Below are 26,651 nucleotides of genomic sequence, written 5' to 3'. Positions count from 1 at the left end.
GACTTGCATGTATTAGGCCTGCCGCTAGCGTTCATCCTGAGCCAGGATCAAACTCTCCATTGTATAATGTCTGAGTTCGATTACTGACCCTATTTCTCAATAGAATCTGTTAATCTGTATTTAGTGATTGGTTAACCGGTGACTGGCGATCAGTTGCCTGATCTCTAATCGCTGGTCTCTAATCACTGTTTGTATCTTTATACAGTACTACCCTGATTCTATCTTACCTGTTTTAAGAATTCTGATTAAGTAGCCGAAGCTTCTTAATCCGCTGCATCTCATAATTATCTATCCTTCTAAAGAACTTGATCTCCTTGCCTCGCGGTTCGGATTATAATTTATCGCGGTTAAACGATCAATTTTTCAATTTTGTTAACCAGGAATCGCTCCTGATTTTTTGCTCTGGGAAGAGCCCCGTTTGTTTTGGGACTGCAAAGGTATGAACCTTTTTCTTATTCGCAAAAATTATTTTTTATTTTTCTAATTTTTACTTTTTCAACCTTCAGAGAACAACCCGCTTCCTCGTTTGCGGGCTGCAAAGGTAAGCAGAGTTTTCATTTATGCAAATACTTGTCAAATAAAAAGTAATGGTGTATGGATAACACTTTGCAAATCAGCCTGAAAAATTTCAGATTGGCAAATAGTTCCCGGATAGTTGCTGATACAAGATCATTACTTAGATCATGCACATATATAATAGCGCATGTATATACTATAGTTACTCAGCCACCGTATAGTATCCGTTGTACTATTATATATAGAAGGGCTTTACATAGTGCGATGATCAATCGTTAAAAGATGTTAAATTAAGCTGCGTTATGTATTGAAGTTAATCTCAGCCCTATATATTCGCTGATAAATAAATAATTGACTGGTTTATAATATTACCGTATCTTTGCAAAATGTTTAAAAAACAACGCTCTACATTATCCATCCTTTTGATACTGTTCATTTTAGCGTCAGTGAGCTGTAAAAGCAAATTTGAAAAGCTAAAAGCGAGCAACGACAATGCTAAAAAATACCAGGCAGCGTTGGCCCTTTATAATAAAAAGAAATACAGCAAGGCGTTGGAACTCTTCGAAACACTGGTTCAGCGTTACCGCGGACAGGCACAGGCCGAAGACCTTTACTACTACTACGCCTACGCTAACTATAACCTGAAAGATTATACTTCTGCCAGGTATCACTTCAAGACCTTCTCTGACACTTACCCGCAAAGCCCGAGAGCTGAAGAGTGTAAGTTCATGGAGGCATATTGCTACTACCTGGATTCGCCGATATTTTCATTGGACCAGGAGAACACTACTAAAGCTATAGAAACCTTACAGTTGTTCATCAACCTGTATCCAAAAAGCGAGCGTGTGGCTGAAGCCGGTAAGCTGATCCAGAACCTGCGTGATAAACTGGAAAAAAAATCATTTGAAAACTCTAAGCTATATCTGACTATAGGCGATTACAACTCTGCTGTGATGGCATTTGGTAATACCCTGCGCGATTATCCCGATACTAAGTATGCCGAAGAAATAGACTACCTGACCATTAAAGCACAATACCTGTATGCTACTCACAGTCGTGTGAATACGCAGGTTGAACGTTTTAACCAGGTAATTGCTTACCAACAGCAGTTTGCTGAGAAGTATCCGACCAGCAAGTATTTGAAAGATGCTGAATCTTACAAAAAAGATAGTGAATCGGGCGTTGCGAGCGCGAAAAGAGAATTGGCAGAGCAAGCCAGCGATATAAAATATATGCGCAGGTTTGAGAAGAAAGATACTGTAACCAGTCAGCCCCCTTCAGAAAAAGTGGATTTGAATAAGAAAATACCAAACTAAAATTGATATGAACAATACTCCAAATAAATCAACCGTAGCAGGCAGCACCATTACGCGTGACTTGCGCGATCTGGACGTAAAGACAGAAAACATTTACGAGTCGATCGTTATTATGGCTAAAAGAGCCAACCAGATATCAAATAACGTAAAGGAAGAATTGCACCAAAAGCTTTCTGAATTTGCTTCGTCAAATGATAACCTGGAAGAGATTTTTGAAAACCGCGAGCAGATCGAAATCTCTAAACATTACGAAAAAATGCCAAAACCGTCATTGGTGGCAGTTCAGGAGTTTTTAGAAGATAAGGTATATTACCGTAATCCTGCTAAAGAACAACAATAATAAGCCTTAAAGCTTTAGATAACAAAAAACTCCCCAATGGGGAGTTTTTTGTTATTTTTACTTTTTTAAGTATACCCGAATCTGGCTTTATGCTTCAGAATAAAAAAATCGTCCTGGGCGTTTGCGGCAGTATAGCAGCTTATAAGTCTGCTTCGCTTGTGCGACTGCTCGTAAAAGCCGGTGCCGAAGTTCAGGTAGTAATGACACCGGACGCGACCGGCTTTATCACTCCGCTCACCCTCTCCACCCTCTCAAAAAATCCAGTACTGGTTGAATACTCAAATACCGAAACCGGTGAATGGAATAACCATGTAGAGCTAGGGCTGTGGGCCGATTTTATGCTCATCGCCCCTGTTAGCGCCAATACGCTTGCAAAAATGGCGAACGGACAAAGCGATAACCTGCTTACGGCGGTCTACCTATCAGCCAAATGCCCGGTTTATTTTGCGCCGGCTATGGATCTGGACATGTGGAAGCATCCTGCTACGCAACAAAATATACAAGTAATAAAAGGTTACGGTAATATCATGATCCCACCAGGGAGCGGAGAGCTGGCTAGCGGTTTGTATGGCGAAGGACGTATGGCAGAGCCGGAAGAGATCGTCAGCTTTCTGATAGCTGATATAAAAAAAAAGCTCCCTTTAGTTAATCAAAAGATATTAGTGACTGCCGGGCCTACGCATGAGGCTATTGACCCGGTGCGCTTTATCGGAAATCATTCATCAGGTAAAATGGGGTTTGCTATTGCAGATCAGTTTGCTTCTATGGGTGCTGAGGTTATTTTGATAACCGGGCCGACGTCGCAAACAAGTAAGCAATCGGGTATTACGCGGGTTGATGTTACATCTGCAGCGGATATGCTGGAAGCCTGCCTGCAATATTATAAGGATGCAAAAGCCTGCATTATGTCGGCAGCGGTGGCTGATTTTACGCCAGTGAATGTATCGGCACAAAAGATCAAAAAACAGGATAACGACCTGCACATCGAGCTTAAAAAAACAACTGATATTTTGAAAACCTTAGGCGAGCAAAAACGTAAAGGACAAATATTGGTGGGCTTTGCTTTGGAGACCAATGACGAAGAGAAAAATGCAATAGATAAGCTGCAAAGGAAAAATCTTGATTTTATTGTGTTAAATTCGCTTAATGACGAGGGCGCCGGATTTAAGACCGACACCAACAAAATAACCATTATAGACAATAAGCTACAGAAAACAACTTTTGAGCTGAAAGACAAAAACGAAGTAGCAAAAGATATTTGCAATAAAGTGGCTGAATTGATAAAAGCATGAAGAAACTGGGCGTTTATATTTTATTGATGTGTTTGACTTTTGCGGCGAAGGCACAGGACTTGAACGCGCGCGTGAGAGTGACCAGCGGTAAGATACAGACGACCAATACGCATATTTTCCAGTCGTTGGAAACGGCAATGAAGGATTTCCTGAACGGCCGTAAGTGGACACCGGATAATATTCTGCCTAATGAAAGGATTGAATGCAATTTTGTGCTGAACATCCTGACCTGGGACGGCAGCAGCAATTTTACCGGCGAATTGCAGATACAATCCACCCGCCCGGTTTTTAATACCAGTTATAACACACCTATTTTAAATATTAATGATAAGGACTTTGACTTTGTGTATACCGAAGGGCAAACGATAGATTACACCGATCAGAGCTATTCAAGCAACCTGACATCTGTGCTGGCGTTTTACGCCTATATTATTGTGGGGATGGATTATGATACCTTCTCCCGTTTAGGTGGCACGCCTTATTTTATAGCTGCTCAAACCGTGGTGACCAATGCTCAATCAGGATCGAGCAAGGGCTGGAAAGCATTCGACGGTAACATTAACCGCTATTGGCTATCCGAAAACCTGATCAGCAAAGCCTACACTAACCTGCGCGAGTTTATGTATGATTATCACCGCAATGGTTTGGACCAAATGGCTGATAACGCTGCTAAGGGCCGTAAAGCCATCGCAGATGCATTACCCGGTTTGCAGCAAGTGGACCGGACACGGCTTGGCTCCATGCTGCCGCTTTTGTTCTTTACAGCAAAAAACTCTGAACTAATCTCTATATTCACAAAGGGTGATAATAAGGAGAAGAACGATGCGGTTACTATTTTATCTCAAGTCGACCCGGCTAATGGGAATAAGTATTTGACTATTAAGACGAGTAATTAAAGTACCTCCAAATCCTAAAATGTAAATCCTGAGTTCCAGTACCAGAATCCTTTTATAGAATTTTTTTATCCTTTTTGTAACACTTTCAAATTACTTGCGTCTTCTATCTACGAAACGAATCGTAAATAAATTAAAAAAATATTTGTATTTACGAAACTTGCCGTAGATATTTGTACGAAGCAATTCGTATATAGATTAAGAACATGGAAATCAGACCAACAGAAAGCGAGCTAGAGATACTTCAGGTATTGTGGAAAATGGGACAGGCAACCGTAAGGGATGTGCATGAGGAACTGGCAAAAACCAAAGCTTCCGGTTACACCACCACCCTGAAGCTGATGCAGATAATGGATGAAAAGGGATTGGTAGTCCGCGATACTACATCAAAGACACATATCTATCGTGCGGCCTATTCGCAGGAAAAAGCGCAGACAAGCGCACTGGATAAAATACTGTCGACCGTTTTTGAAGGCTCGACTTCTGATCTTGTGATCCAGGCATTGGGGCACCACAAAGCTTCTAAGGATGAGATCGATGCGATCAAGAAGTATTTGGAGCAGTTTGGGAAATAGTGATTAGTTAATCAGTTAACCGGTGATCAGTTGACTAGTTTAAGAAAGTAACTTTAGAGTTTAGAAATTAGGATTTAGAGTTTAACATTATGGAAACCATACTATATAATATCAGCCAGGTTGTAGGTGTTGCCGTTATCCACTCGTTGTGGCAGGGACTGTTTGTGTACCTGGGTCTGCGCCTTATTATATTGTTATTCCCGCAATTGTCGGCAGCTACCAAACATAATGCAGCGATGACGGGACTGGCATTTATTACGGTGTGGTTTATCTATACGCTTTCTACCGAGATCAACAATCACACCTGGGTGGTAATTAATACCCACAATAAGGATTTCCTGCCTGCTGTTTTTGGTATGCCATTGCATTTAGGTCATGACGCCACCTTTAGTACCCGGTATAATTATGCTATTGAATGGCTGATGCCATATGTTACTATAGTATATACGATCGGCGTATTATTTAATACCGGTCAGCTGGTATGGTCGCGTAAGAAGATCAATCATATCAGACAAACCATGAGCATTGATGTACAACTGCAATTGAAGGTTGACCAGTTTGTAAAAATGCTCAATATCACCGATAAAGTACTCTTCGGGCTGAGCCGCATGGTTGACGCCCCTTGTATGGTAGGCTACTTTAAACCGGTTATTTTACTTCCTTTTACCTTATCTACCTATTTGTCGGCCGAGGAGATTGAGATCATCATCCTGCATGAGCTGGCACACATCAAACGCAACGATTACCTGGTAAACCTGGCACAACAGGCCATGTCGGTATTGTTGTTCTTCAATCCATTTGCACAATTGATCAACCGCATCATTAACCGTGAACGGGAAAATGCCTGCGATGATATTGTAATAGAGGCCTCTAACAAACCTTTAGTGTATGCGCATGCACTACTGAAATTAGAACAGACCCGTCAGCAGGAGTGGCAGTTAGCACTGGCGGCTACGGGCAAAAAGTACCACTTATTAAACAGAATTGAACGTATCATGAAAACGAAGAAACCAATTGGCAATGCACGCCATATATTACTCGCCCTGTCGCTGCTTGTAGCCAGCATTACGGGCCTTGCATGGTTGAATCCAACCATCGCGAACGGCAAAATATCATTCAACAAGATAAAACCGGCTATGATCAGCCAGTTGTTTGCTGATACAGCTAAGAAGAAAGCCACCACTCATCACAAATCGACTGCTGCAAAAAAAACAACGGTAAAAGCCAAACATACAGAAGATTGGGATGACGATAACAATTACGGTTATTACTACAACGATAAAGAGCTTGAAAAACTTTCGGCCGAAATGGGCAAATACGGTGAAGAGATCAGCAAATACTATAATAGCCCTGAGTTTAAAAAACTAACTGAAGAAATGTCTGAACAAGGGAAGATAATGAGTTCTTATTATGATAAACCTGAATTGAAGGCATTGCAGGAAAGGATGTCGGCACTATCTGAAAATTTTAGTAAGAGCTGGGGCGATAATGGCGAAACAGCCAAAATAAGCGAACGCCTGGGTGAGCTGGGCGGCGAAGTTGGGAAATATTACAACACGCCAGAATTTAAAAGATTAAATGCTGAACTGGAAAAGAAATACGGTATCCCTCATGACCGCGACTACTCAAAAGATGGCGATTTCTATCAAAGTGATAACTACAAGAAATATCAGGAAGAACTGAAATCGCACATTTCACCCGCAGAAAAAGAGCGCGAGGAAGAAATGAAGAAATTGGGCGAGCAAATGAAACAACGTTACGATAATCCTGAATTCCGCAAAGCACAGGAAGATATGCGACTGATGGGCGACAGCATGAGAAAGGCTTATCATAATCCTGATATGGAAAAGGCCAAAGAGGAAATGAGAAACCTGAATGCCAAAATACGCACTTATCAAAATAGCCCTGAAATGAAACAGGCGAAAGAAGCAATGCGCAGAGCACAAGCGCGGATGAAAGCTTATATGAACTCACCGGAATTTAAAAAGAGAATGGAACGCATGAAACGTGAAGCCCGGAATTGGAACAGGAACTGGAATGATAATGACAATTGGGATATGAACATGGAAAAGCCAGAAAAACCGGAAGCTCCTGAAAAGCCTGAGATAGAAAAACCCGAAATAAACAAACCTGAGGCACCTGAAAAACCGGAGAAACCGGAAGCGCCTGAGAAATCGGATGACCAGTAATTAGTTAACCGGTTAATCAGAGATCAGTTAATTAGGGGGATATAGTTTTAAGCATAGCGATGGGTTGAAGCCTGTCGCTATTTTTTTGCTGCCCTAAAAAAACCTGATTAACTGATCACCGGTTAACTGATTACTTTCATTCAACCTGCTTATATTTGAACATGAGCCAGGACACTGATATTTTTGAAAGAATGCTTGCGGGCGGAATAGTTCACATGAACGATCCTCAAATGCCAAAGGTGTGGGAGATTGTTGCCCGAACAATAAAGCTATCTGCTGCACTTAACACTTCGACCGATGTTGACCAGACAAGGGATAGATTAAGTGAAATTACCGGGAGTGAGATCGATAAAAGCACTACGATCTTTGTACCCTATTATACAAACTTCGGTCGGCATACTAAAATTGGCAAAAACGTATTCATCAATCATGATTGCTCTTTTCTTGATTTGGGAGGAATAACTATTGAAGATGATGTACAGATAGGGCCCAAGGTGAGTCTGATTAGCGAAAATCATCCATTAGATCCCTCTACCAGGAAATCGCTCGATCTTAAATCTGTTCTGATAAAAAGAAATGCCTGGATAGGCGCCGGGGCAATTATATTACCGGGAATAACCATCGGCGAGAATGCTGTTGTTGCTGCCGGCGCTGTAGTTAACAAGGATATTCCGGCAAATACCATTGTTGGCGGTGTCCCTGCTAAGGTTATCCGGGTTATTGAATAGATAATTGTTGTAATGGTTGTATTGGTTGTAGTGGTTTTGACTGATCGCATTAGCTGGCAGGCCCTGTGCATAATTACCAATTCAATTCCCCGAATAGTTATCCAACTCAATCAACTACTTAACTTAATCAACCACTTAACTCAATCAACCAATCAACTAAAACCGTACTTTAGCATCCACGAAGGAATACCATTTTTATGCTCGAAAAGCTCGTTATAAACAACTATGCGTTAATTGATAACCTGGAGATCAGCTTTGATAAGGGACTAAATATTCTGACTGGTGAGACCGGCGCGGGTAAGTCGATCATATTGGGGGCGTTGTCACTGATACTTGGTCAGCGGGCGGAAAGCAGGTATTTTTTTAATCAGCAGAAAAAATGTGTGATAGAGGGGATATTCAGCATCAATGGTTTTCATCTCAAGAACTTCTTCGAGGAAAATGAGCTGGATTATGAAGCAGAAACTATCCTTAGGAGAGAAATAACTGCCGATGGTAAATCAAGAGCTTTTGTTAATGATACCCCGGTAAACCTCACTATCCTTAAACAACTGGGCGAAAAGCTGATCGATATCCACTCGCAGCATGCAACACTGGAGATCAATGACCCGGATTTTCAACTGCTGGTGGTGGATTCGGTATCTGGCCATGGTGAGTTACTGAACGATTACCGGTCAAAATATCGTACTTATAAAAAGTCGGTTGCCAAGCTTCAGCAACTGGTCGCGGAAAGTGACAAAGCAAAATCAGACCTGGATTATTACCAGTTCCAGTTTGATGAACTAGAGAAAGCCAACCTGGTTGAAGACGAACAGGAAAAATTGGAGCAGGAACTTTATACGCTTAATAATGCAGAGGAGATCAAAAGAAACTTATTAGGCGCTTATTATCTGATGCAGGATGGCGAAACTGCTGCTCTATTACAATTACGTGAAGCCGGGCATCATTTGTCTACTCTTGAGAAATTCAATCCGCAGATAGCTGAGCTACATGAAAGATTAAATAGCTCATTAATCGAGCTAAAAGACATTGCATCGGAAATTGAAAATATAGAGCAGCGTACGCATACAAACGAGGCCAGAGCGGTTGAGATTAATGAACGCCTGAGCCTGATGTATAATCTGCAAAAGAAACATCGGGTAAGCACCAATACCGAATTATTACAGTTGCAGAAAGAATTATCTGAAAATATACAACAGGCACTCTTCGGCGACGAAGAAATTGAAAAGCTGCAAAAGCAGATAGCCGCTGAAAAAGAGGAATTAGAAAAGTTAGCAAAACAATTATCTGCTAATCGTTCAAAAGCAATTCCAAATATTGAAAAACAGGCGGTAGAATCATTGTCGGAAATGGGCATGCCTAATTCGACTTTAAAAGTTGAATTATCTCCTTTACCTACTAAAGGGGGTGACTCTCATTTAGGGCCAGATGGATCAGACCAGGTTCGTTTCCTGTTTTCTGCTAATAAAGGTCATGCTTTAGCCGAGATGAGTAAGGTAGCATCCGGTGGTGAGCTTTCAAGGTTGATGTTATCGATCAAATCATTAATTGCACGATATACCGCTCTTCCAACTATCATTTTTGATGAGATCGATACAGGAATATCCGGAGAGGTGGCCAATAAGGTAGGACAGATCATGGAACGCCTTGCCGGGAATCTACAAGTCATCACTATCACACATTTACCGCAAATAGCCAGTAAAGGACAAAGTCATTACTTTGTTTATAAGGACAATGAAAGCACTACCACTTACACCCGTATCCGTCAACTGGACAAGCAGGAACGCGTGGTTGAAATAGCCAAAATGCTAAGCGGCGATAAGCCGGGTGAGAGTGCGCTGCAGAATGCAAGGGAACTGCTGAACAGTTAGCAGTTGCCCGTGGGCAGTTTGCAGAAAAGGCCCACAATTGAAAATGCAAACTGCAAACTAAAAACTGCAAACTAATCAATAACTTTACCCCTCAATAAAAACCAACCACATTATGGCTTATAACTTACTAAAAGGCAAAAAGGGTATCATATTCGGTGCGCTGAATGAGCAATCTATCGCATGGAAAGTGGCTCAGCGATGTCATGCAGAAGGTGCAGAGATCGTTCTGTCGAATTCTCCGCTTGCCTTGCGCATGGGCGAACTGAACAACCTTGCTGCCGAATGCAATGCGCCTGTTATTGGTGCTGATGTAACCAGCAATGATGACCTGGAAAACCTGTTTACCAAAACTATAGAACATTTTGGCGGGGGCGTTGACTTTATCCTGCACTCTATCGGCATGAGTGTGAATGTGCGTAAAAACATCCCTTACTATGAGAATAATTACGATTTTACACATAAAGGTTTTGACATTTCGGCATTGAGCCTGCACCGTATATTGCAGATCGCCCTTAAGCATGACGCGATAAACGAGTGGGGATCAGTTGTGGCATTGAGCTATATCGCTGCGCAACGTGTATTCCCTGATTATAACGATATGGCCGATAACAAAACCGTATTAGAAAGCATTGCACGCAACTTTGGCTATTACTATGGCACTAAAAAGAAAGTGCGCATCAATACCGTATCGCAATCGCCTACCCGCACTACTGCTGGTTCGGGGGTAAAAGGTTTTGATGGCTTTATTAATTATGCGGAGAAAATGAGCCCGCTTGGCAATGCTAATGCTGATCAGTGCGCTGATTACTGTGTTACTTTGTTCTCTGACCTGACCAAAATGGTTACTATGCAGAACCTCTTCCACGATGGCGGTTTCTCGTTTACCGGCGTAACCCAGGCGGTGATTGAGCAGATGGAAAAGTAGCCCTCTCTAAATCTCCCCCAGAAGGGGAGACTTTCAAAAGCAATAAAAAAGGTGTACCGGAATCCGGTACACCTTTTAATTTTTTAATCCTACCCTATTATTATTCCGAGTAAACCAATACAATTTTTACTTTCATTGCATCTGTGGGTTGCACCGCCGTTGTACCATCGGGCGTTTGTGCATATAACGTAACATTTCCTTTGTTGTAAGTAAAACTATAGGAAAGATTACCGTATACCTCAGGCAATTGCTCATATGTATTGCCACCATCGTAAGAAATCGACACAATAACACCGTCGAAATCTGACGATGCCTGATCTAACTCATTGACATTGATCGGCAATTGATATGACTTAACCCCGGCAGGGTCTGTATATGCAGTCCAGTCAGTTGAAACAACATCGGTATATACCGTTTTATTCTGATTTGCGACAACCGGATTAAGATACTGCTTAGTACATGAGGACACTGACAATAATATTACTGCGCAGCATAAAATAGATAAGAGTTTTTTCATAGTAATTGTGTTTTCTACTAGTATGACCAAATTAAGTTAAAAAGGTTTAAAGGTTTTTGTTAAATTTTTTTAAGGTTATTTAACATTCTTTAAAACGCTTCCTTCGATACTATTATTACTGCTTTGCTGGCAAAAATGATACAGCAGTATAGATTTTTTGTAACACATGGGGAATGGGGAACTCCAAAATGTGGATTACAATCCCCAAATTGCTGTTTAAACATCTTATATTTAAGTATACAATTGTTGCGGCACAAACATTGCCTCTGAATAAATACCGTTTGCCCCTGCGGTAATTACATTTATTTAAAATTAAAAAAGCAACCTCTACCCTGTGGTTGCCGTATTAGAAAAACAATTGATTAAACCTTAAACAATGGATCCATTTAATTCCCAGTTTATACGTAAAGAAAAAAGATGGTTGTGGGTAGACTACGATAAGGGCATCAGCATTATGCTGGTAGGTTTCGGGCACTGCCTGGACTCCCTTAACGGCCATGCTGATCTGAGCGCCTATCCTTTTTTTAACTATCTGGGCACCTTTCTTTATGGTTTCCGGATGCCTTTGTTTTTTATTATTTCGGGCTTGTTGGTTGGCAAAAGTTTAAATAAAAAAGGACTTAACGGTTATGTCAGTGACCGTACCAACAACATATTGTTCCCGTTGCTGGTATGGGGATTTATAGAAATATCCATGCAGATTTTAGCCTCAAAATATACAGGCTTTACAAATAGCGGAGCTGTCGGTCCTTCAAGATACCTGATGTTACTGCTTGATCCGCGCCAAACGGGACACTTCTGGTATCTGAATGCGTTATTTTTTATCGGGGTGCTCTATGCTTTTGTTAAATCTGTTCTGAAGCTCAAACCACTATTTCACGTGTTGCTGGGCTTTGTATTCTTCTGTATCTCGGCTTATATCCATGTTAATAATATCAATGCCTGGTTACTGACTGACATCCTTGAATATTACTTCTTCTTCTCGCTGGGCGACCTGATATCGCATATCATGCTGGACGAAAACAACATCAAACGCTTTGCTTCCTGGAAGATATTTTTCCCGATGCTGGCTGTATTTTTAACTACCCAGTATTTCGCTACTAAAATAAATCAGCAACCAAGCGAGTTTGGTAACGACCTTCTTGAGCACAAAATGCCGTTTTTTTACCTTTTCCAGGCATTGGTAGGCTGTACCATATCGGTCAACTTCTCATTCCTGCTGCAACGATATAAAGTATTTACATGGATACGCATCGTAGGTTATCACTCACTATTTGTTTACTGTATGCAAATCATCGTGATGACTATTGCCCGCATATTTTTACAGAGCTTCCTGCATATAACTTTTATCCCGGCCTTAGTTGTGCTGGTATGGGCATCAGGTATAGTGCTGCCGATATTTTTCTATAACTTCTGTTTGAAATATAGCCTGTGGTGGTTATATACTTACAAGAAACCGGTGAAACAGGTGGAGTACCTGCAAAAAACCAAAATTTTCAGCTTCAAAAAACAAGTGGAGGAAGTACCCGGAATTTAAACATAGAGATTCTTAATAACACAAAAGGCAAGCTGATCGGCTTGCCTTTTGTGCTTAACCCGGTTCGGGAAATTAATCCGAATCTTCGGGTATCTCTTTATATGCTTTCTTCAGCCTTAACAGCTCGAAAAAAAGTGTTGTGTCAATAGCGGTTACTATAATAAAACCTGTTGAATCACATACAACTTTCCATTGCACGTGGGCCGAAACAAATCTCATATCCATACAAAAACAATATACCGCAATCAAAAATGTGATCACGAATGCCGTTTTAATCTCCTGGATATTATCGTATAGTTGCTCGTTATCCATATTATTACAGATCAGTTATTTACAATCAATAATAATAAATTAACACGTGTTATATAATAAATGTTTTACACATGTTTTATAACACGTTAATATTGAAAACAAAAACCCCGCCAGTTTTAACCGGCGGGGTTTTCTTTATTCTGAAAGAAGATCAATTATTCCTGCTCTTCTTCTTTAGGCTTTTTGTTTTCGCCTTTTTTAGTTTTATCGACCACTTTGATCTGATCGGTTTCCTTGTCGTAATCTACTTCCATCACATCGCCTTCAGATAGTTCGCCTTTCAGTATTTCTTCAGCGATCGGGTCTTCCAGGTATTTCTGGATGGCACGTTTCAACGGACGAGCACCGAACTGTGAGTCGAAACCTTTGTCGGCGATGAACTCTTTGGCATTATCGGTCAGTGCGATCTTGTAACCAAGCGTATTTACACGGCCGAATAAGAATGCCAGTTCGATATCGATGATCTTGAAGATCTCTTCTTTACCCAGTGAGTTGAACACGATCACGTCATCAATACGGTTCAGGAACTCTGGAGCAAAAGCGCGTTTCAAAGCGTTTTCGATTACACCTCTTGAGTGTGCATCAGCCTGGTTAGCTTTAGCCGAAGTGCTGAAACCAACACCCTGACCGAAGTCTTTCAACTGGCGTGCACCAATGTTCGAGGTCATGATGATAATAGTGTTCCTGAAGTCAACCTTACGGCCCAGTGAGTCGGTTAGCTGGCCTTCGTCCAATACCTGTAACAGGATATTGAATACATCAGGGTGAGCTTTTTCGATCTCGTCCAGCAGGATAACTGCATATGGCTTGCGACGAACTTTTTCTGTCAGCTGTCCGCCTTCTTCGTATCCTACATAACCCGGAGGCGCACCAACCAATCTTGATACAGCGAATTTTTCCATGTATTCGCTCATGTCTATCTGTATCAGGGCATCCTCGGTATCAAACATAAAGCGTGCAAGTTCTTTTGCCAGCTCGGTTTTACCTACACCTGTAGGGCCAAGGAATATGAATGAACCGATAGGTTTTTTAGGATCTTTCAATCCCGCACGGGTACGTTGTATAGCGCGGGTCAATTTCTTGATCGCATCTTCCTGACCGATGATCTTGCTCGCGATAGTTTCAGACATTTGCAGCAATTTCTGGCTGTCTGCCTGTCCTACACGCTGAACCGGGATACCGGTCATCATAGCAACTACTTCTGCAACGTTTTCTTCAGTTACGGTATAGCGTTTTGATTTTGTCTCAGCTTCCCAAACTGCTTTAGCCTGTTCCAGTTCTTCCAGCAAGTGTTTTTCAGTATCACGCAGTTTTGCAGCTTCCTCATATTTCTGGCTGCGGACAACTTTGTTCTTTTCAATTTTGATCTGTTCGATCTTGGCCTCAACATCCAGAATATTTTGCGGAACGTGGATATTGGTCAGGTGCACACGTGAACCTGATTCATCCAGCGCATCAATAGCTTTATCCGGTAAAAACCTGTCAGTAATGTATCTTGCAGTTAAAGTAACGCAAGCGTTGATTGCTTCAGGAGTATAAGTTACGCCATGGTGCTCTTCGTATTTATCCTTAATGCGGGTCAATATCTCGATGGTTTCATCCGGAGTAGCCGGCTCGACCATTACCTTCTGGAAACGACGGTCTAAAGCGCCATCTTTTTCAATATACTGACGATATTCGTCTAATGTAGTAGCCCCGATGCATTGGATTTCGCCCCTTGCCAAAGCAGGTTTGAACATGTTTGATGCATCCAGCGAGCCAGAAGCACCACCTGCACCTACGATAGTATGTATCTCGTCGATAAACAATATTACGTCAGGAGATTTTTCCAGTTCATTCATTACCGCTTTCATACGCTCTTCAAACTGGCCGCGGTATTTGGTACCGGCAACCAATGAAGCCAGATCAAGGGTAACTACACGTTTATTGAATAATACACGTGATACTTTGCGCTGAACGATACGCAATGCCAAACCTTCGGCAATTGCTGATTTACCTACACCGGGCTCACCGATCAGGATCGGGTTGTTCTTTTTGCGGCGTGATAATATCTGCGATACGCGTTCGATCTCTTTCTCACGGCCAACGATAGGATCCAAACGGCCATCTTCGGCAGCTTTGGTCAAATCGCGACCGAAATTATCAAGTACGGGTGTTTTTGATTTAATATCGGATACTTTTTTAGGCTGACTGAAAGAATCTTCTTCCTTGAAATCGTCCTCGCCACCGGTTGGTGAGCCAGGCATTTCGTCGGTCACATCATTTTTGTGCGATTCTACTTCGCCCTTAAATATTTCGTAGTTAACATTAAACTGCAACAAGATCTGCGATGCGATATTATCCTCGTCGCGCAGGATAGATAACAAGAGGTGTTCGGTTCCGATTACATCGCTCTTAAATATCTTGGCTTCCAGGTAAGTGATTTTTAATACTTTTTCCGCTTGCTTAGTCAGCGGGATACTTCCAATGTGAACATTGGTTCCGATGGTGCCTTTAACGGCATCTTCAACGGCACGACGTAGTTTGGCGGTATCAACGTTCAATCCTTTCAGCAATTTAATTGCAATACCGTCGCCGTCGCGAATTAGCCCAAGTAAAAGATGTTCGGTTCCAATATAGTCGTGGCCAAGGCGTAAAGCCTCTTCCCTGCTATATTGAATAACATCCTTAACCCGCGGCGAAAATTTAGCTTCCATATAATACCTTTCCAAAAATTATGTACGTCCTAACTTAACAATTAGTTTGCTTCAACATTAAGACGTCTGTTTTATTCCACAATACTATGACAACTATATTGCCAATTACAAGGCCACAGCAAAAACAGACATTATTATGATACGCAATCTCATCAAAGAAAACCATTATTACAAGTATATGTTGACAAAAAACTGTTATAACAGCCATTAATCAACCTATTTTCCTGTCTTAACTTATTGACAATGAAATCATCAAAAAGTTTAACTTTTTCAAACCCGAGCCCAGTATCACGAAACAAGAAATTTCGTCACTGTTTCTGACAATTAGGCATCAACCTCTTTTCAAATCCGCCACTTCCCGTTTCTTTATACGAGCCCTATTCAAAAATGATCTTTATTTTATCAATTATATTTGCCTAGTTTTCAAGATATCCACAAGAATATGGCTTTAAACCTACCAAATGGCCTATCCCGTCAATCCAAACTCAAAAACCAGGGCATTTATTACATAGACGATAACCAGGTTTAGAATGTTACATTTTGGAGCGGATAAGTTGAGTGAGAGAATGGCCGATCTGCCGGCAACTAAATCCACTACAAAAGAATTGCTATTCTATCAAATTTAAGCATATTTGTGACCCCGAAGAAATTTATTTAGCGAATGAGTGAATTAGTGAATGACTAAGTAAAATTTTGGTCTTCAATAACCAGTATAATCACTAATTCACTCATTCGCTAATTCAGTCATTAAATAAATCATTCACTAATTAAAAACATGGCAGACGAAAAGATCATTTTTTCAATGGCCGGAGTGAGCAAGATATATCCTCCGCAAAAACAGGTTTTAAAGAATATTTACCTATCCTTTTTTTATGGCGCCAAGATCGGTGTGATCGGTCTAAACGGGTCGGGCAAATCTTCTTTGTTAAAGATCATTGCCGGGATAGACAAATCCATTCAGGGTGAGGTTGTTTTCTCGCCGGGATATACCGTTGGCTATTTGGCGCAGGAACCTGAGCTTGATCCGAATAAAACGGTAAGAGAAGTAGTGGAAGAAGGTGTAGCCGAAATCACCGCCATATTAAAGGAATACGAAGATATCAACGAAAAATTTGGTCTGGAAGAGGTTTACAGCGACCCGGATGCGATGGATAAGCTGATGGCACGCCAGGGCGAATTGCAGGATAAGATAGATGCGGTTAACGCATGGGAACTGGATTCGAAACTGGAAAGAGCGATGGATGCGCTTCGTTGCCCCGAGCCGGATACTAAAATATCGGTGTTATCTGGTGGTGAACGCCGCCGCGTGGCGATGTGCCGATTGCTTTTGCAGGAACCGGATGTGTTATTGCTCGATGAGCCAACCAACCACTTAGATGCTGAGTCAATCGACTGGCTGGAGCAACATCTTAAGCAATATAAAGGAACCGTTATAGCTGTAACGCACGACCGCTATTTCTTAGATAATGTAGCCGGATGGATTTTGGAGCTTGACCGTGGCGAAGGTATTCCGTGGAAAGGCAATTATTCATCATGGCTGGATCAGAAGGCAAAACGTTTGGCACAGGAAGAGAAAACTGAGAGCAAACGCCAGAAAACATTGGAACGCGAGTTGGAATGGGTGCGTATGGCGCCGAAAGCACGCCAGGCTAAAGGAAAGGCACGTTTATCGAACTATGAAAAACTGGCCTCCGAAGAAACGAAGGAGCGTGAAGACAAACTGGAGCTGTTCATCCCACCGGGACCACGTTTGGGCAATGTGGTGATCGAAGCCAATGGCGTAACCAAGGCTTATGGCGATCGAGTATTGTTCGAAAATCTGAGTTTTTCGTTGCCGCCTGCGGGTATAGTAGGTATTATTGGACCAAACGGTGCGGGTAAAACTACTTTATTTAGGTTGATCACTGGCCAGGAAAAACCAGATGCCGGTACTTTCCGTGTTGGTGAAACCGTTGCTTTGGGTTATGTCGACCAGATGCATGATGACCTCGACCCTAATAAATCCGTTTGGGAAAACGTTACCGGCGGACTGGATAACATTATGGTAGGTAATCGTCCTTTGAACTCAAGGGCCTATGTATCCAAGTTTAACTTTAATGGCGCTGATCAGCAGAAGAAGGTTGGAGTACTTTCAGGTGGTGAGCGTAACCGTGTGCATTTGTCTATCACGCTGAAAAAAGGATCGAACGTATTGCTGCTCGATGAGCCAACCAATGATATCGACGTAAATACTTTACGCTCACTGGAAGAAGCCCTGGAAAACTTTGGCGGATGCGCCGTCATCATCAGCCACGACCGCTGGTTCCTCGACCGTGTTTGTACCCATATCCTGGCGTTTGAAGGTAACTCGCAGGTTTATTTCTTTGAAGGTGATTATACGGCGTATGAGGAAAATCGTAAAAAACGTGTGGGTGATGTGACACCGCATAGGATAAAGTATAAAAAGCTGGTGGGGTGATGTGCGGATGCGTGGATATGCAGATGTGCAAATGAAAATATATAGAAATGAGAGAGCATAATAAAAGATGGCTGATCAGTAAAATGAAAACTTCAGGCAGTAAACGAGATCATCTTGTTAACGGCCGTTTTGCTGATGAAAGGAATACAAAGAAATATAGTCAAATTGAAATGCTTCCTCAACATGAAAGCGTAAAGAAAACCGGAGAGTTTTATAACGGCAAGATTAATACTCAACTACTTATTCGATTTTTGAGAGGGCAGATAGGTCAAGACTGGGATAGCGTACATTCTGAGATAATAAGTCGCATACCAACCAGGTTATTAGATTACAAAGAGATAGCCTTATGGTACGTAGCAGATAAAGTAGAGTTTAAAGATGGGAGGCTTTGGAACAAACGAAGCCAAAAGTATATCTGGACTGACGGCCCCTTTCAAAGCAAACGTTTTTCTGAAAGAATGTTGGCTGATGAATTATTTGAGTTTTATGTTGATCCCGAAACCAATAAGCTTATCCAAATTCAGCATAAATCATATAAGAGAATGTCTAAAAACGACCAATAGCAAATAGACTTACGAAGTTTTTGAAACTTCGTAAGTCTTAAAAAAAACCTTTTACCTTTCGCCTTTAACATTTCACCTCAAACTACCACACCTTCACCATATCCTTTTCATCACGGTACATTTTATCGCCCGGCTTAATGTCAAAGGCTTTGAAAAATGCCGGTGTGTTTGATAATGGACCATCTACACGGTACATTTCAGGAGCGTGCGGGTCGAGTTTGATACGCATGCGCATGGTTTCGTCACTGGTTTTCACGCGCCATACCTGGGCAAATGACAGGAAGAAACGCTGATCAGGTGTCAGGCCATCTATCTTCGTATCGCCTTTGCCTTGCGGGGTGTTTTTAAATGCCTGGTAGGCAATGGCCAATCCGCCTATATCCGCCAGGTCTTCTCCCTGGGTAAGCTTTCCGTTTACGTGAAGACCGTCAAGCACGGTGTATTTGTCATACTGATCGATCATCACCTGCACACGTTTGGTAAATTTTGCAGCATCGTCTTTTGTCCACCAGTCTTTCAGGTTGCCATCCTTGTCGTACTGGCGGCCCTGATCGTCAAAACCGTGGGTCATTTCGTGGCCGATCACTGCACCTATAGCGCCATAGTTGATCGCATCATCTGCATCCTTATCAAAGAATGGGAATTGCAATATACCTGCAGGGAATACGATCTCATTAAATGTCGGGTTATAATAAGCATTTACGGTCGGCGGTGTCATCCCCCATTCGCTGCGGTCGACAGGCTTATTCACCTTTTTGATCATTTCGTTATAATCATGTTTGGCTACCGATTGACCGTTGGCATAATATGAGCCTTTATCAATAGTAACATCATCGTATTTTTTCCATTTGTCAGGATAACCGATCTTCTTGGTAAAAGCAGCCAATTTAGCAAGCGCCTGCTTCTTGGTTTCAGGGCTCATCCAGTCCAGTTTTTCTATGCGGTCTTTGTAGGTGCTTTGCAGGTTGTTCACCAGGTCGAGCATGCGTTTTTTAGCATCAGGCGGGAAATATTTTTCGACATATAGTTGTCCCAGCAGTTCGCCCAGCCAGTTGTCTACATTGTATGACATCAGCTTCCAGCGCTCCTTTTGTACTTTTTGCCCCTGCAATGTTTTTCCAAAGAAATCAAAATGAGCATCTCTGAACTTCTTGCTCAACATATTTGAAGCCCCATTTATGGCCTCGAAAGTTGCTTTATCCTTCCAAACATCTATCGGCTGCGTTTTCAGCAGGTTATCCAATGCCTTATAGTAATTGGGCTGACCAACCAATACGGTATCTGTTTTAAGTGCCATTCTGTCGAAGGCGTCTTTCAGATCCAGATCAGGCATTAACTTTTGCAGATCGGTAGTAGTGAGTTTATTATAATTCTTAACCGGATCACGGAGCTCAACCGGAGTAAGGTGCGATTGCGCGATGGCAGTTTCCAATTTCAATATACCATCCGCTTTTTTAGCGGCGGTAGCAGCGTCTGTACCGGTAAACGTGAAAAGTTGAGCGATATATTTTACATAAGCAGCGCGTATTTTTTTCGAGGTCGAATCATTCTCGAAATAATATTCTCGCTCAGGTAGCCCAAGGCCGGTCTGGTCAAAATGCGCAGCATTTTTTGAGGCGATCCGGTCATCCGGCGAAACATAAAAACCGAATAAGAAGCCGTCGCCCGTTTTAAAGCCATCTGCGGCTAGTTTTACTAAGTCTTTATAATCTTTAACTTCATTGATCTTTTCTAACTGCGGTTTGATCGGATCATAACCCAGCTTTTCAATAGTGGCAGTATCCATACCGCTTTTGTACAGGTCGCCTACCTTTTGCTCCAGGCTGCCTGATGGGTGGTCTGTTGATGATACATCATTCAGTATTTCGTGCACATGTTTAATGTTGTCATCGGATACGGTATAGAATGATCCCCAACCAGTTTCTGATGGTGGTATTTTGGTATCCTTAAACCATTTGCCGTTGGCGTACAAGGCAAAGTTTTCGCCGGGTTTTACGGTAGTGTCCATACCGCTCTTGTCAAAAAAAACGGTACGTTTTGGCACAGAGGCCGATTTGTCTTCAATTTTTTGCTTACAGGCTGCAACCGCAAAAACCGCGGTGGATAGCATGGCCCAATGTGTAAACTTCATAAGATAGGATTTGGTTAATTGTTGAGAAAAGTTAAATATACAAGTCCTTTTCGACACTTTCGAAGATTTGACAACTTTCCAAAAGTTGTCAAATCTATATAGTACCGAAAAACCCGCGCTTACTGATTTTACTCAAAATATACTTATCTTTGAATAACAGCCTGTTAATAAACAACAGACTGTTAACAAATAAATCACAACGGCTTAACGTTTATATGAGAGCTTATCGCTTATTTTTATAGACCTGAAACACAGGTCAGTTAAAATTAACCTAAAAAAATTTTATGACCTGGAGAAAATTTAGCGGCGAGATCATCCATTCGCCAATCCTCGAAGAAGTAGAACAAGCTATTGAAAGAGAAAGTCTGCTGGGCAACAAACTGAAGGTTTGCATTGGTACCGACTCGCAGGTAAAAGGTAACGTTACCGATTTTGCCACTGTTATCGTGTTCCTTCGTGAGGGGCGCGGCGGCTTTATGTTCATCCATCAGGAACGTACCGGGCAAAAGATGAGCATCAAAGAGCGTATGCTTAGCGAGGTGCAAAAATCCATCGACATTGCTTACAAATTGTGCGATCTGCTCGACCTGTATGATGTTGACCTGGAAGTTCATGCTGATATCAATACCAACCCGATGTTCAAATCAAACCAGGCTTTGCACGAAGCAATGGGCTACATCCTGAGCATGGGCTTTGTATTCAAGGCAAAACCTGAAGCCTTTGCCAGCTCGTATTGCGCCAATAAAATAGTGCAGTAAGGCCGGTAAAATAGTTGCATTTGGCGGCGCATTTATATCTTTGAAGATATAAATACTGATACCATGTCGCCATTAATTGAGATTGAAGAACTAAGGTCCATAAAGGGCCCTATTATACTTATCGACGCTCGTGCCGGGGCCGATGCCCGCCGGCGTTACGACGCAGGACACCTGGAAGGCGCCCAATTTGCCGACCTGGATAGAGACCTTGCGCTCCTGCCCGAAAATGCCGCCAATGGCGGACGTCATCCTTTGCCCCCAATTGAAAGCTTTTCAAAAAAATTAGGTGAGTGGGGAATTACGCCCGAAAGTCATGTTGTAGTATACGATGATAAAGCTGCTGCCTTTGGTGGTGCAAGACTATGGTGGATGTTGAGGGCCATTGGTCATAAAAAAGTACAGGTGTTAAATGGTGGGCTGAAAGCAGCTGTTGATGCAGGTGTGCCATTAAGTACTGAATCTTATACTGTTCCTGCTGTTGGAGATTATCCTGTACCGGCAAATTTTGCAGGAACGGTGGATATTGAAGAGACCGGCAAAGCGGCAAAAGATAGCCACAAAATGGTGATCGATGTGCGGGAGACACCCCGATATCTAGGACAGATGGAACCTATTGACTTGATAGCAGGTCATATTCCGGGAGCGGAGAATATGCCATATACACTTAACCTGGATGCTAATGGCAAATACAAATCTCCGGAAGAATTAAAGGCAGCTTATGAGAAATTATTGGGCGATGTTAAGCCTGATGAGGTGATTGTTCACTGCGGCTCGGGTGTTACGGCTTGTCATACTTTGTTGGGGATGGATTATGCAGGGATTACCGGACCAAAAATGTATGTAGGCTCGTGGAGCGAATGGTCGAGAAGGGATTTGCCGATTGCCACTGATCAGAAATAAATGGAGGAGATCATCACCCGCACAGCAACACTTGCCGATCTGGATATTCTACTGGAGTTTGAACAGGGAATAATCCAAACTGAGCGTCCATTTGATCCAACTTTGAAGGATGGCCATATCAATTATTATGACATTGCTGCAATGATCCAGGCTCCGCACATTGAAGTGATAGTTGCCGAATTAAATGGTGAGATCATTGGCAGCGGATATGCGCGTATCGAGGATTCGAAGATATATTTAAAACATCCTAAACATGCTTACCTGGGTTTTATGTATGTAAAGCCTGAACACCGCGGCAAAGGTGTCAACAAAAGAGTTATAGCTGCATTACAGGACTGGACTACAGGGCAAGGCATAACCGAATTCAGGCTGGATGTTTATAGCGACAATCTGCCGGCGGTGAAAGCTTATGAAAAAATCGGTTTCAGTAAACATTTGATCGAAATGCGGATGGAACTCCCTGACAAAGATCAGTAACCCGAAAACCTTACCCCGAAAGATACCGTTAGTTCTATAGTGAAAAGCTACACCCTTAAATACGAAACATTTATTCCGACTACGCTGGATAAGGCGTGGGATTTTTTCACCTCGCCGCTAAACCTGGTAAAGATCACTCCGCCGGATATGAATTTTGTGGTTACTTCAGAGTACAAGGATACCGATAAAGTATATCCTGGGATGATCATCACTTATTTTGTCTCGCCATTATTCGGTATTAAACTTAGATGGATGACGGAGATCACCCATGTAAAAGAGAAAGAATATTTTGTTGATGAGCAGCGCTTCGGCCCTTATGCACTATGGCACCATCAGCATCATTTTAAACAGGTTGATGGCGGGATAATGATGACGGATATTGTGAATTATGCTATTCCGTATGGGTTTATTGGGAGAATGGCAAATGGACTTTTTGTGAGGGAGAAATTGAAGGGCGTGTTTGATTTTAGGGAGGAGGCGATTGGGAAATTGTTTGGGAACAAAGTCGAACCTTAATAAATATGTCATTGCGAACGCAGTGCGGCAATCGCGAACTGTACAGAGCCGCCATGCATATTCGCCCTGCATAGCATGCGATTGCTTCTTCACCGCTCAGGCCGTTCATCGCAATGACACATTAAGTAATACTTGGAATCAATGACAATACTTCTTCAACGCGTCCGCAGCGGCTTTTGAGCCAAGTTGCAGGGCTTTATTCATATCGGCACATGCACCTGTATTATCTCTGCCGACTTTTGCTAAGCCGCGATTAAGATATGGAGCTGCGTCCTGCGGGTCTAACGCGATGGCGGAATCGTAATCTTTTATTGCTCCGGAAACATCTTTCAGGTTGAATTTTGCTTGTCCGCGTAAATTGAAAAAATCTTCGTTTTTAGGGTCGATGCGCATGGCTTCGGCCAGGTCAGCGTTGGCGCCTTCGGCGTCGTTCAGATAGCTTTTGGCGAGTCCACGATAGGCGAAAGCTTTGGTATTGGTGATATCAAGATACAAGGCGCTGTTATAATCGTCTATGGCCCTCTCATAGTCCTTTTGTGCCACACGAACATTGCCGCGTACAAAATAAGCTTCACCGTCTTCTTCTTTGCTGATCTTTATCGCGCGGTCAATATCTTTTAATGCACCATCATAATCTCCCTTCATCAGTTTGGCATTACCACGGTTATAATAAGCGGCACCTGAAGCTGAATCTAATCGCATAGCCATATCATAATCGGCTATGGCTTCAGTTATGTTTCCGAGGTTTTGTTTGGCCACTCCGCGTTCTACATAGAAGTCGCCATTTTTGGGATGGGCCTTTATCATTTTATCGTACAGGTCCTGGGCCTCTTTATAAAATTTGCCATCGATCAAAATCTTGCCCAACTCCACATATAAACGCTGGAATCTTGAGTTCAGATCGATCATATCTTTCGTGTCTTCCAAAGCACCTTTGCGGTCTCCGAGCTTTATCCTGCCTTTAATCCTCCTCAAGTAGTTTTCAGCATTTGAGGCGCCAAAATCCATCATCTTATTATAGTCGGCCATAGCAGCTGTATACTGTTTCAGTGAATATTTCATATCACCGCGGATGGCATAAGCATAGTCATTTTTTGGAGCGACTTCAATAGCCTTATTCAAGTCAGCCATAGCACCTGCAGTATCGTGTTTAAATGCCTTTATACGGGCACGTGAGATGTAGGCATAGCTGTTTTTAGCGTCCAATTTTACAGCCATCTCTGCGTCTTCCATCGCCCCGGTATATTCTTTTAATCCATAGCGGGCATCTGAACGGTTCTGATAGGCATCCGAACTTTTAGGGTCAAGCTCTATCGCTTTATTAAATTCAGCAACGGCTTCACTTTTCCTGTTCATATTGCTTTTTACAAGGCCATCGTAAATGTGTAATTCGGCATTGTTCGGATCTTTCTTTATTTGGTTGCCAAAGTAGGTCAATGCTGCAGGTTCATCATCGTCATTCGCTAAGGCGTGAGCCAGGTATTTGTATACGTTTGGCATTTTTGGATCCATCTCAATGGTTTTCTTATAATCAGCAATGGCCGGTTTATAATCGCCAAGATTACCCTCCGCATTACCACGATAAAATACCGCATGAGCATTTTTAGGATCGAGACTTAAAGTGGTGTTATAATCTTCTATTGCCCCTTTAAAATCGCCTATGTTTCCTTTGGAGTTGGCGCGGTAATAGATCAGGTCAGCATTTTTTGGATCAAGTTTAACCGCCTTGTCATAGTCGATAATAGCCTCCCTATCCTGGTGCAAATTGGCTTTGGCAACACCACGGTATTCATACAATTGAGGATCGGTTGGCGCGAGTTCCATCGCTTTAGTAAAGTCTTCAACCGCACCGGTATAATCACCTGAGTTTGATTTTGCATTGGCTCGATAGTGATACATATCCGCATTGCGCGAATTCATGGAGATCGCCTTGTCGAAATCTTCAATGGCGCCTTTATAATCTTTTATTGCATTTTTCGCGTTGGCACGGTAGAACCAGGCGTTGGTGTTATTTGGATCGAGCTCGATGGTTTTAGTATAGTCGGCAATGGCCGCGTTATGATCATCAATATTCCCTTCGGCATTGGCGCGGTAAAAATATGCCTTTGATGCGTTAGCATTTAACTGAACAGCTTTGGTAAAGTCGGCAATAGCGCCTTTGTAATCTTTGCGATTGCCTTTTTCGTTTCCCGCCTGAATATACTTATCGGCGGTTTGCGCCAGGCAGTAAAAAGGTAAAAGGAATAATATGATGAGTAACCTGGTCATTGTAATTGTTTATGTCTTAAAACGGTTTCAACACTAATGAAACCGAACCACTTGCACCATCGCCCGTGTTTCGTCCTGTTATAAATTTACCTGCGGTTAAAAATATAGAGAATTCACGGCTGAATGAATGTCCGTAGCTAAGTGAAACCTGGTTGAATGAAAAGTTTTTAGTGGCGTAATATTCAGCTGGCAAAAACTGTTTATTCTGGCTTGTGGAATAAAACCCGCCAACAGAAACCGAAATCTGATTTTTGAACTGTTTATCCAGGTTAAAACCTAAAGTGCCATTATACCTGTCCTGGAAAGGGCCGGTGCTGCTAATATATTGCCTGAAACCGTTTTCGAGCGTGAAGTAGGCATTTGTTCCAAACATCTTCATGCTTCCTGAGAACATGAGTTTCAGCTCCCCTCCTGTCAAACCGTAGCCTAAGCTTGGGTTGTTAATATATAAAGGTGTAATAACTGTACCCTGAACCATGAAGTAAAAGCGGTAATCGATGTTGGCCACATACCAGCGGATGCCGGTTTCCAAATCCGACAATCCTGATGCGGTAGATCTATAGCCGGTTTGCTCAAATGTGTTGGTCACATAGGGCAGTTGGGCCACTATTGTAAAACGACGGCTTAAACCATATTCGGCATATAGCTGATAGGTCCATGACGAAAAATGACCGTTATTAGGAAAAGAACCAAGGTGCCCGGTTGAATCCCACGCCTTATTTGCATAAAAATAAGTTACCGATGGCGATAGCAGTAAACTTCCCGGCCTTACCGGGAACCCACCTGCGTAACTGTTGCTGCGCAATGCCCCAATCAGCAAAAACGCAATCAGCAGCGGCTTATATTTTATAAGTGTAAATTTCTTTGTCATAT

The 26,651-nt window shown here is 42.3% G+C and carries 22 protein-coding genes and 1 rRNA gene; 16 read left to right on the top strand and 7 right to left on the bottom strand.

Annotated elements, in window-relative coordinates; genetic code table 11:
* A 16S ribosomal RNA gene (locus tag VIM89_RS03835) occupies nt 1-63 on the bottom strand; the annotation flags it as partial.
* Between the two features lie 839 nt (nt 64-902).
* On the opposite strand from VIM89_RS03835, the gene VIM89_RS03830 reads away from it, so the two are divergent.
* From VIM89_RS03830 to VIM89_RS03790, 9 genes are all read left to right on the top strand, one after another.
* Nucleotides 903-1,832: an outer membrane protein assembly factor BamD gene (locus VIM89_RS03830; RefSeq protein ID WP_488154810.1), complete on the top strand. Its 930-nt coding sequence runs from the start codon at nt 903-905 to the stop codon at nt 1,830-1,832.
* A 7-nt stretch (nt 1,833-1,839) separates the two neighbouring features.
* Nucleotides 1,840-2,172 carry a DNA-directed RNA polymerase subunit omega gene (locus VIM89_RS03825; RefSeq protein WP_488154809.1) on the top strand — a complete coding sequence of 111 codons (333 nt, stop codon included), beginning with the start codon at nt 1,840-1,842 and terminating at the stop codon, nt 2,170-2,172.
* A gap of 89 nt (nt 2,173-2,261) precedes the next feature.
* Entirely contained in the window at nt 2,262-3,464 is a 1,203-nt protein-coding gene (gene coaBC / locus VIM89_RS03820; protein ID WP_488154808.1) for a bifunctional phosphopantothenoylcysteine decarboxylase/phosphopantothenate--cysteine ligase CoaBC, read from the top strand.
* Entirely contained in the window at nt 3,461-4,360 is a 900-nt protein-coding gene (gene porD, locus VIM89_RS03815) for a type IX secretion system protein PorD (RefSeq protein WP_488154807.1), read from the top strand. Before coaBC ends, porD begins: the two co-directional genes overlap by 4 nt.
* Before the next feature lie 203 nt (nt 4,361-4,563).
* Nucleotides 4,564-4,932: a BlaI/MecI/CopY family transcriptional regulator gene (locus VIM89_RS03810; protein WP_488154806.1), complete on the top strand. Its 369-nt coding sequence runs from the start codon at nt 4,564-4,566 to the stop codon at nt 4,930-4,932.
* Nucleotides 4,933-5,021: 89 nt separating this feature from the next.
* Entirely contained in the window at nt 5,022-7,121 is a 2,100-nt protein-coding gene (locus VIM89_RS03805; protein WP_488154805.1) for a M56 family metallopeptidase, read from the top strand.
* 161 nt (nt 7,122-7,282) lie between these two features.
* Nucleotides 7,283-7,849, top strand: coding sequence for a DapH/DapD/GlmU-related protein (locus VIM89_RS03800; RefSeq protein ID WP_488154804.1), 567 nt, complete (start codon nt 7,283-7,285; stop codon nt 7,847-7,849).
* A 197-nt stretch (nt 7,850-8,046) separates the two neighbouring features.
* Nucleotides 8,047-9,720 (top strand): DNA repair protein RecN, encoded by a 1,674-nt coding sequence (recN, locus tag VIM89_RS03795; RefSeq protein ID WP_488154803.1) that lies wholly within the window; start codon nt 8,047-8,049, stop codon nt 9,718-9,720.
* A gap of 112 nt (nt 9,721-9,832) precedes the next feature.
* On the top strand, nt 9,833-10,645 hold the full coding sequence (locus VIM89_RS03790; RefSeq protein ID WP_488154802.1) for an enoyl-ACP reductase FabI: 813 nt from the start codon (nt 9,833-9,835) through the stop codon (nt 10,643-10,645).
* Between the two features lie 100 nt (nt 10,646-10,745).
* On the opposite strand, the gene VIM89_RS03785 is transcribed toward VIM89_RS03790, so the two are convergent.
* A complete protein-coding gene (locus VIM89_RS03785; RefSeq protein ID WP_488154801.1) occupies nt 10,746-11,162 on the bottom strand; it encodes a hypothetical protein in 417 nt (138 codons plus the stop codon).
* A 376-nt stretch (nt 11,163-11,538) separates the two neighbouring features.
* Here VIM89_RS03785 and VIM89_RS03780 point away from each other — a divergent pair, with 376 nt between their 5' ends.
* Nucleotides 11,539-12,699 carry an acyltransferase family protein gene (locus VIM89_RS03780; RefSeq protein ID WP_488154800.1) on the top strand — a complete coding sequence of 387 codons (1,161 nt, stop codon included), beginning with the start codon at nt 11,539-11,541 and terminating at the stop codon, nt 12,697-12,699.
* A 72-nt stretch (nt 12,700-12,771) separates the two neighbouring features.
* Here the strand turns inward: VIM89_RS03780 and VIM89_RS03775 are convergent, their stop codons facing one another.
* Both VIM89_RS03775 and VIM89_RS03770 read right to left on the bottom strand, forming a co-directional pair.
* Nucleotides 12,772-13,011, bottom strand: a complete 240-nt coding sequence (locus VIM89_RS03775) for a hypothetical protein (protein WP_488154799.1) — start codon at nt 13,009-13,011, stop codon at nt 12,772-12,774.
* Nucleotides 13,012-13,166: 155 nt separating this feature from the next.
* Entirely contained in the window at nt 13,167-15,707 is a 2,541-nt protein-coding gene (locus tag VIM89_RS03770; RefSeq protein ID WP_488154798.1) for an ATP-dependent Clp protease ATP-binding subunit, read from the bottom strand.
* Between the two features lie 775 nt (nt 15,708-16,482).
* Between VIM89_RS03770 and ettA the strand changes: the two genes are divergently transcribed.
* Nucleotides 16,483-18,165, top strand: coding sequence for an energy-dependent translational throttle protein EttA (ettA, locus tag VIM89_RS03765; protein WP_488154797.1), 1,683 nt, complete (start codon nt 16,483-16,485; stop codon nt 18,163-18,165).
* Between the two features lie 47 nt (nt 18,166-18,212).
* The gene (locus VIM89_RS03760) at nt 18,213-18,728 is read left to right on the top strand and encodes a hypothetical protein (protein ID WP_488154796.1); all 516 of its coding nucleotides are present in this window, start codon (nt 18,213-18,215) and stop codon (nt 18,726-18,728) included.
* Between the two features lie 82 nt (nt 18,729-18,810).
* On the opposite strand, the gene VIM89_RS03755 is transcribed toward VIM89_RS03760, so the two are convergent.
* Nucleotides 18,811-20,859, bottom strand: coding sequence for a M13 family metallopeptidase (locus tag VIM89_RS03755; RefSeq protein WP_488154795.1), 2,049 nt, complete (start codon nt 20,857-20,859; stop codon nt 18,811-18,813).
* Between the two features lie 284 nt (nt 20,860-21,143).
* Here VIM89_RS03755 and VIM89_RS03750 point away from each other — a divergent pair, with 284 nt between their 5' ends.
* The 4 genes from VIM89_RS03750 to VIM89_RS03735 all read left to right on the top strand — a co-directional run bounded on the left by VIM89_RS03750 (nt 21,144) and on the right by VIM89_RS03735 (nt 23,510).
* Complete coding sequence (locus tag VIM89_RS03750) at nt 21,144-21,617, top strand: ribonuclease H-like YkuK family protein (RefSeq protein WP_488154794.1); 474 nt, start codon at nt 21,144-21,146, stop codon at nt 21,615-21,617.
* Between the two features lie 63 nt (nt 21,618-21,680).
* On the top strand, nt 21,681-22,517 hold the full coding sequence (locus VIM89_RS03745) for a sulfurtransferase (RefSeq protein WP_488154793.1): 837 nt from the start codon (nt 21,681-21,683) through the stop codon (nt 22,515-22,517).
* A complete protein-coding gene (locus VIM89_RS03740) occupies nt 22,518-22,994 on the top strand; it encodes a GNAT family N-acetyltransferase (RefSeq protein WP_488154792.1) in 477 nt (158 codons plus the stop codon).
* Between the two features lie 39 nt (nt 22,995-23,033).
* The gene (locus tag VIM89_RS03735) at nt 23,034-23,510 is read left to right on the top strand and encodes an SRPBCC family protein (protein WP_488154791.1); all 477 of its coding nucleotides are present in this window, start codon (nt 23,034-23,036) and stop codon (nt 23,508-23,510) included.
* 138 nt (nt 23,511-23,648) lie between these two features.
* Here the strand turns inward: VIM89_RS03735 and VIM89_RS03730 are convergent, their stop codons facing one another.
* Both VIM89_RS03730 and VIM89_RS03725 read right to left on the bottom strand, forming a co-directional pair.
* On the bottom strand, nt 23,649-25,778 hold the full coding sequence (locus VIM89_RS03730) for a tetratricopeptide repeat protein (RefSeq protein WP_488154790.1): 2,130 nt from the start codon (nt 25,776-25,778) through the stop codon (nt 23,649-23,651).
* 16 nt (nt 25,779-25,794) lie between these two features.
* The gene (locus VIM89_RS03725) at nt 25,795-26,649 is read right to left on the bottom strand and encodes a hypothetical protein (protein WP_488154789.1); all 855 of its coding nucleotides are present in this window, start codon (nt 26,647-26,649) and stop codon (nt 25,795-25,797) included.
* Nucleotides 26,650-26,651 lie beyond the last annotated feature (2 nt).

It is taken from the genome of Mucilaginibacter sp. (genome assembly GCF_036568825.1).
Taxonomy (GTDB): Bacteria; Bacteroidota; Bacteroidia; order Sphingobacteriales; family Sphingobacteriaceae; genus Mucilaginibacter.
The sequence above is the reverse complement of the archived record's forward strand: the minus strand, read 5'-3'. Positions and strand labels throughout refer to the sequence as shown.